Genomic DNA, 5,029 nt, shown 5'->3' with positions numbered 1-5,029 from the left:
CCCATCCGCCCCGCCCTCACGCCGGCCCCGGCGCCCCCCCACCGCCCCCACCGCGCCGGCCACGCCCCGGGGCCGGCAGCCGCCCCTGCGGCTGCCGGCCCGCACGCGTCCTACTCCACGGGCGACACGTGCAACACCGGCTGCACCGGCTGCACCGGCACGGCCTCGACCGGTCCCCCCATGGCCTCCCGGTAGTAGCGGACCCGGAACACCCCGGACAGACTCGCCGTCACCGCCAACCCACCGCCCAGACACACCGCCGCGCCCGCGACCGACAGCACACCGAGCACCCGGTCCTTCACGGTGAAGCCCAGGACCAGGGCCACCAGCGACGGGAGCAAGGTCAGCACCACCGGCAGGGCCACCCAGCTCGAACCCCGCACACTCGTCCAGCCCTCACGCCGGTGCACCTCCCGGGACCTCCGCAGCGCCTCGCGGATCCCGACACCGTCGAGCACCATCGCCGGCAGCACCAGGTAGCCCACCATCACCCAGCTGGCCCCGACCAGCAGCACCGCTCCCACCAGGATGGTCAGGGCCCCGCCGACCGCCCAGCCCGCGATGACCGGCAACCGCCCCGCCGCCCGCGCACAACTGGACCACACCCCGACCGCCCGCCCCCGCAGAGCGTCATCGACCGCGATCAGCATCGCCGCATTGCCGAAGGTCACCAGGAACAACAGCACCACCAGCCCGGCCGCCCCGACCACCACGCTCCCCCCGAGCAGCACCTCCGCCCACACCAGCAGCGCGGCCGCCCCGACCGTCACCGCCACCGTGACCCCCGACAGGAGCAGCAGCTTCTTCTGCCGCCACACCACCCCCACCAGCGTCCGCACCGACCCACCCTCACTCACGTTCCCACCTGCCAATTCGGCTACTCCAGCAGACTGCCCATGTGCCCGTCGTCGATCCGGATCGGCCAGAAGTGCTCCTCGCTCGCGAACGCCTCCGGATCGATCGTGCGCAGCGCTTCCTCGGCCGCGCCGTCGAACAGCTCGCACGGGTCGAAGACCGACCAGGGGGCTTCCTTCCGCTCCCCGTACGCCTCCTCCCGCGCGGCGCGCAGCCGGTGGAAGGTCCAGAGCGTGTACAGCAGCGCGGAGAGGTCGCGGTGCAGGTAGGCGGCCGTCCCGCCGTCGCCCCACACATCGGTGAGCTCGACCCGCCCGGTCGCGCCGTCGAGCAGCACGTCGAAGTCGTACATCCACCCGCCGAGCACCGGGAACCCGCGCTGGTACGCCCGCTCCGAGGGCTCCTCCTCGTCGTCCTCGGGCTCGTAACCCTCCAGCGGCCCTTCGGCATCGACCTCCAGCACGCACCGCCCGGACACCGGCAGGCCGACCTCGGTCAGCAGCCGCCGGGTCGGACCGTGCGTCACGTTCGCGGGCAGCTCGTCCTCCCCGAACCGACGGACGCCGCCCTCCCCCTCCGCCGTCGCCAGGTCCGCCACCAGGGCCGGAGTGACGGCGTACGCCGACTCCTCCGGCCCGCCCGGCCCGGCACCCCACGCCAGGGCACGGACCGTCACCGCCGCCTCCCAGTGCGCGGGCCGGCCACCCGTCCGCCGGTACAGCTCCGGATCGGCCTCCCGCAGCAACCGCCGTCCGGTCTCCACGACCTCGGCCACTCCGGCGGGCCCGTACTCCGCTGCCCCGCCGAGCCCCTCGACCACCCGCGCCAGCGCCAGCAGACACGCCGTGCTGCTGGCCAGCAGGTCCCGCCGCAGCGCCCCGTCGTCCCCCGGCCGCCCGAGGAACACCTCCCCGCTCGCCCCGTCCAGCAGCACCGCCGCGGGCCCCTCCCAGCCCTCGTACCGCGCCTCCCCGAGCAGGGCGAACCCCTCGACCACCCGCGGCGGCTCCTCCCCCGCGGCCCCGAGGTCCAGGTACGCCCGCCCCCAGCACGACCCACCAGCAGCCAGCAGCTCCCGCCCCACCACGCACCCCTTGCCCCGCCGCCCCGCGCCGGAAGATCACCCACTACCGCGAGCGACCCTAACCGACCCCGCCGACACCCCGGCCCGCCGGAGGCCGTCCGCCCCCTCGCCCGGCCCCCGACACCCGACGTCCGACACCCCCAACTCCGGCACCTCGCGGGCGAAATGGCATGCACGCCACTAGCCAACCGGCCAGTAGCGCCCCTACCGTCGACTCCCCGTGGCTTCGACGGAGGAGCTCGCCTTGCCCCCACGCACACGCCCCCACCCCCTCCGGTCCGCGGCCGTCGCGCTCGCGTCGGCCCTGTTCGTCACCGCCGCCCTGACCGCCCCCGCCACCGCCTCCCCCACCCCGGCCGCCGCCGCCCCCGACTACTGCGGCGGCCGCTGCACCGACATCCTCCCGCCCGGCGAGAACGGCAACGCCACCCTCGCCGAGATCCTGCTCAACCGGATGTTCGGCAGCCGCCCGGCGCACACCGACGACCAGCTCGGCCCGTACTCGGCCCTGGCCTCCGGCTACCCGGGGCTGACCGAGGCCGGGTTGCGGAACTTCTTCAACGACGCCTCCTTCGGCGTCCCCGCCGACCAGGTGGCCAGCACCGTCAGCCCGCGCGCGGACGTGACGATCGTGCGCGACAAGGCCACCGGCGTCCCGCACATCAGCGGCACCACCCGCTACGGCACCGAGTTCGGCGCGGGCTACGCGGCCGCGCAGGACCGGCTCTGGGTGATGGACCTGTTCCGGCACGTCGGCCGCGGCCAGCTGTCCGGCTTCGCGGGCGGCGCGGCCGCCAACCGGCAGCTGGAGCAGAGCTTCTGGCAGGCCGCGCCGTACACCGAGGCCGAGCTGCAGCAGCAGATCGACGCGCTCGCCGCCCGCGGCGGCCGGGCCACCCAGGCACTCGCGGACGCCAACGCGTACCTGGACGGCATCAACCAGTACGCGAGCCAGGCGTACAACGCCCGGACCTTCCCCGGCGAGTACGACCTCACCGGCCACATCGACCCGATCACCAACGCCGGTTCGATCGAGCCGTTCAAGCTGACCGACCTGGTCGCCCTGGCCTCCGTGGTCGGCGCGCTGTTCGGCGCCGGCGGCGGCGGTGAACTCGCCTCCGCCCAGGTCAAGTCGACCGCCGAGGCCCGGTACGGCAAGGACGCCGGGGACGCGCTGTGGAAGTCGCTGCGCGAGTCCGACGACCCGGAGGCCGTCCGCACCCTGCACGACGGCCAGAGCTTCCCGTACGCGACGGTGCCGGACGCCCCGCAGGGCCAGGCCCTGCCGGACCCGGGCTCGGTGGTGCCGGAGAAGGTGGTCTACGACGCCACCGGCTCGGCGAACTCCGCGACCACGAAGGCGGACGGCGTCCTGCCCGGCAACCTGCTCACCGCCAAGCACGGCATGTCCAACGCCCTGCTGGTCTCCGGCGCGCACACCGACGACGGCCACCCGGTCGCCGTGTTCGGCCCCCAGACCGGCTACTTCGCCCCGCAGTTGCTGATGCTGGAGGAGATCCAGGGTCCCGGGATCAGCGCCCGCGGCGCGGCCTTCGCCGGCCTCAGCTTCTACGTGCAGCTCGGCCGCGGCCAGGACTACGCCTGGAGCGCCACCTCGGCCGGGCAGGACATCACCGACACCTACGCCGTCCCGCTCTGCACCACCGACGGCTCCCCGGTCACCACCGCCGCCGACTCCTACCTCTGGCACGGGCAGTGCCTGCCCTTCGACCGGCTGGAGCGCAAGGACGCCTGGAGCCCGACCACCGGCGACTCCACCGCGGCGGGCTCCTACACCCTGGTGATGTACCGCTCGAACTACGGCCTGGTGACGGCCCGCGGCACCGTCGGCGGGGCGCCCGTCGCCTTCACCTCGCTGCGCTCCACCTACCGCCACGAGGCCGATTCCATCATCGGCTTCCAGGAGTTGAACGACCCCGGCGCGGTGCACGACGCGCCGAGCTTCCAGCGGGCCGCGCAGAACATCAACTACACCTTCAACTGGTTCTACGCCGACTCCCGCGACATCGCCTACTACAACTCCGGCAGCAACCCGGTGCGTGCCCCCGGGGTGGACGCCGGACTGCCCGTGCTCGCCCGACCCGCCTACGAGTGGGCCGACTTCGACCCCGCCACCAACACCGCCCGGTACACCCCTCCGGCCGAGCACCCGCAGTCCGTCAACCAGGACTACTACGTCTCCTGGAACAACAAGCAGGCGGACGGGTTCACGGCGGCCGGCTTCGGCAACGGCTCGGTGCACCGCGCCAACCTGCTCGACGACCGGGTCAAGGCGCTGCTCCAGGGCGGCGGCAAGGCGAGCCGGGTCACCCTCACCCAGGCCATGGAGAGCGCCGCCCTGGCCGACCTGCGGGCCGAGGACGTCCTTCCCGACCTGATCCGGGTGCTGCGCAGCGCCCCGGTCACCGACCCGGCCGCCGCCACCGCGCTCCAGCAGCTGGAGGCCTGGCTCGCCGACGGCGCCCAGCGCAAGGAGACCTCGGCGGGCAGTCACGCCTACGCGGACGCGGCCGCGATCCGGGTGATGGACGCCTGGTGGCCGCTGGTCGCCGACGGCGTCATGCGGCCCGGGCTCGGTGACCAGCTGTTCTCGGCGCTGACCGGCGCCCTGCAGATCAACGAGTCGCCCTCCGGCGGCCAGACCGGCGCGACCGGCGGCGGCCCGGTGAGCGCCAACGAGGGCATCCCGCACAAGGGTTCGGCCTTCCAGTACGGCTGGTGGAGCTACCTGGACAAGGACCTGCGCGCCGTCCTCGGCGACCCGGTCGCCGGCCCGCTGGCCCGCCCGTTCTGCGGCGGGGGCGACCTCGCGGCCTGCCGCACCGTGCTGCAGACCACCCTGGCCAAGGCCGCCGCCCAGACCCCCGCCCAGGTCTACCCGGGCGACGCGGACTGCACGGCGGGCGACCAGTGGTGCGCCGACACCGTCATCCAGCGCCCGCTGGGCGGGGTGACGGACGCCAAGACCACCTGGCAGAACCGTCCGACCTACCAGCAGGTGGTGCAGTTCAGCGCCCACCGCTGACCGGCGACGAGCGGGCGGCGGGGGGCCGGCGGGGGCCCGCGGGC

3 protein-coding genes are annotated in these 5,029 nt (G+C 74.4%); 1 reads left to right on the top strand and 2 read right to left on the bottom strand.

All coding sequences use genetic code 11. The features are described from left to right. Nucleotides 1-110: 110 nt before the first annotated feature. Both ACFXOZ_RS42090 and ACFXOZ_RS42085 read right to left on the bottom strand, forming a co-directional pair. Entirely contained in the window at nucleotides 111-857 is a 747-nt protein-coding gene (locus ACFXOZ_RS42090) for a hypothetical protein (protein WP_380595323.1), read from the bottom strand. A gap of 20 nt (nucleotides 858-877) precedes the next feature. Next, complete coding sequence (locus ACFXOZ_RS42085; RefSeq protein ID WP_380595321.1) at nucleotides 878-1,939, bottom strand: SUKH-4 family immunity protein; 1,062 nt, start codon at nucleotides 1,937-1,939, stop codon at nucleotides 878-880. A 244-nt stretch (nucleotides 1,940-2,183) separates the two neighbouring features. Here ACFXOZ_RS42085 and ACFXOZ_RS42080 point away from each other — a divergent pair, with 244 nt between their 5' ends. Next, the gene (locus tag ACFXOZ_RS42080) at nucleotides 2,184-4,985 is read left to right on the top strand and encodes a penicillin acylase family protein (protein WP_380595319.1); all 2,802 of its coding nucleotides are present in this window, start codon (nucleotides 2,184-2,186) and stop codon (nucleotides 4,983-4,985) included. Nucleotides 4,986-5,029 lie beyond the last annotated feature (44 nt).

Source organism: Kitasatospora sp. NPDC059160 (assembly GCF_042755465.1).
Classification (GTDB): domain Bacteria; phylum Actinomycetota; class Actinomycetes; order Streptomycetales; family Streptomycetaceae; genus Kitasatospora.
Note: the sequence above shows the minus strand (reverse complement) of the source record. Positions and strands in the feature narration are given on the sequence as shown.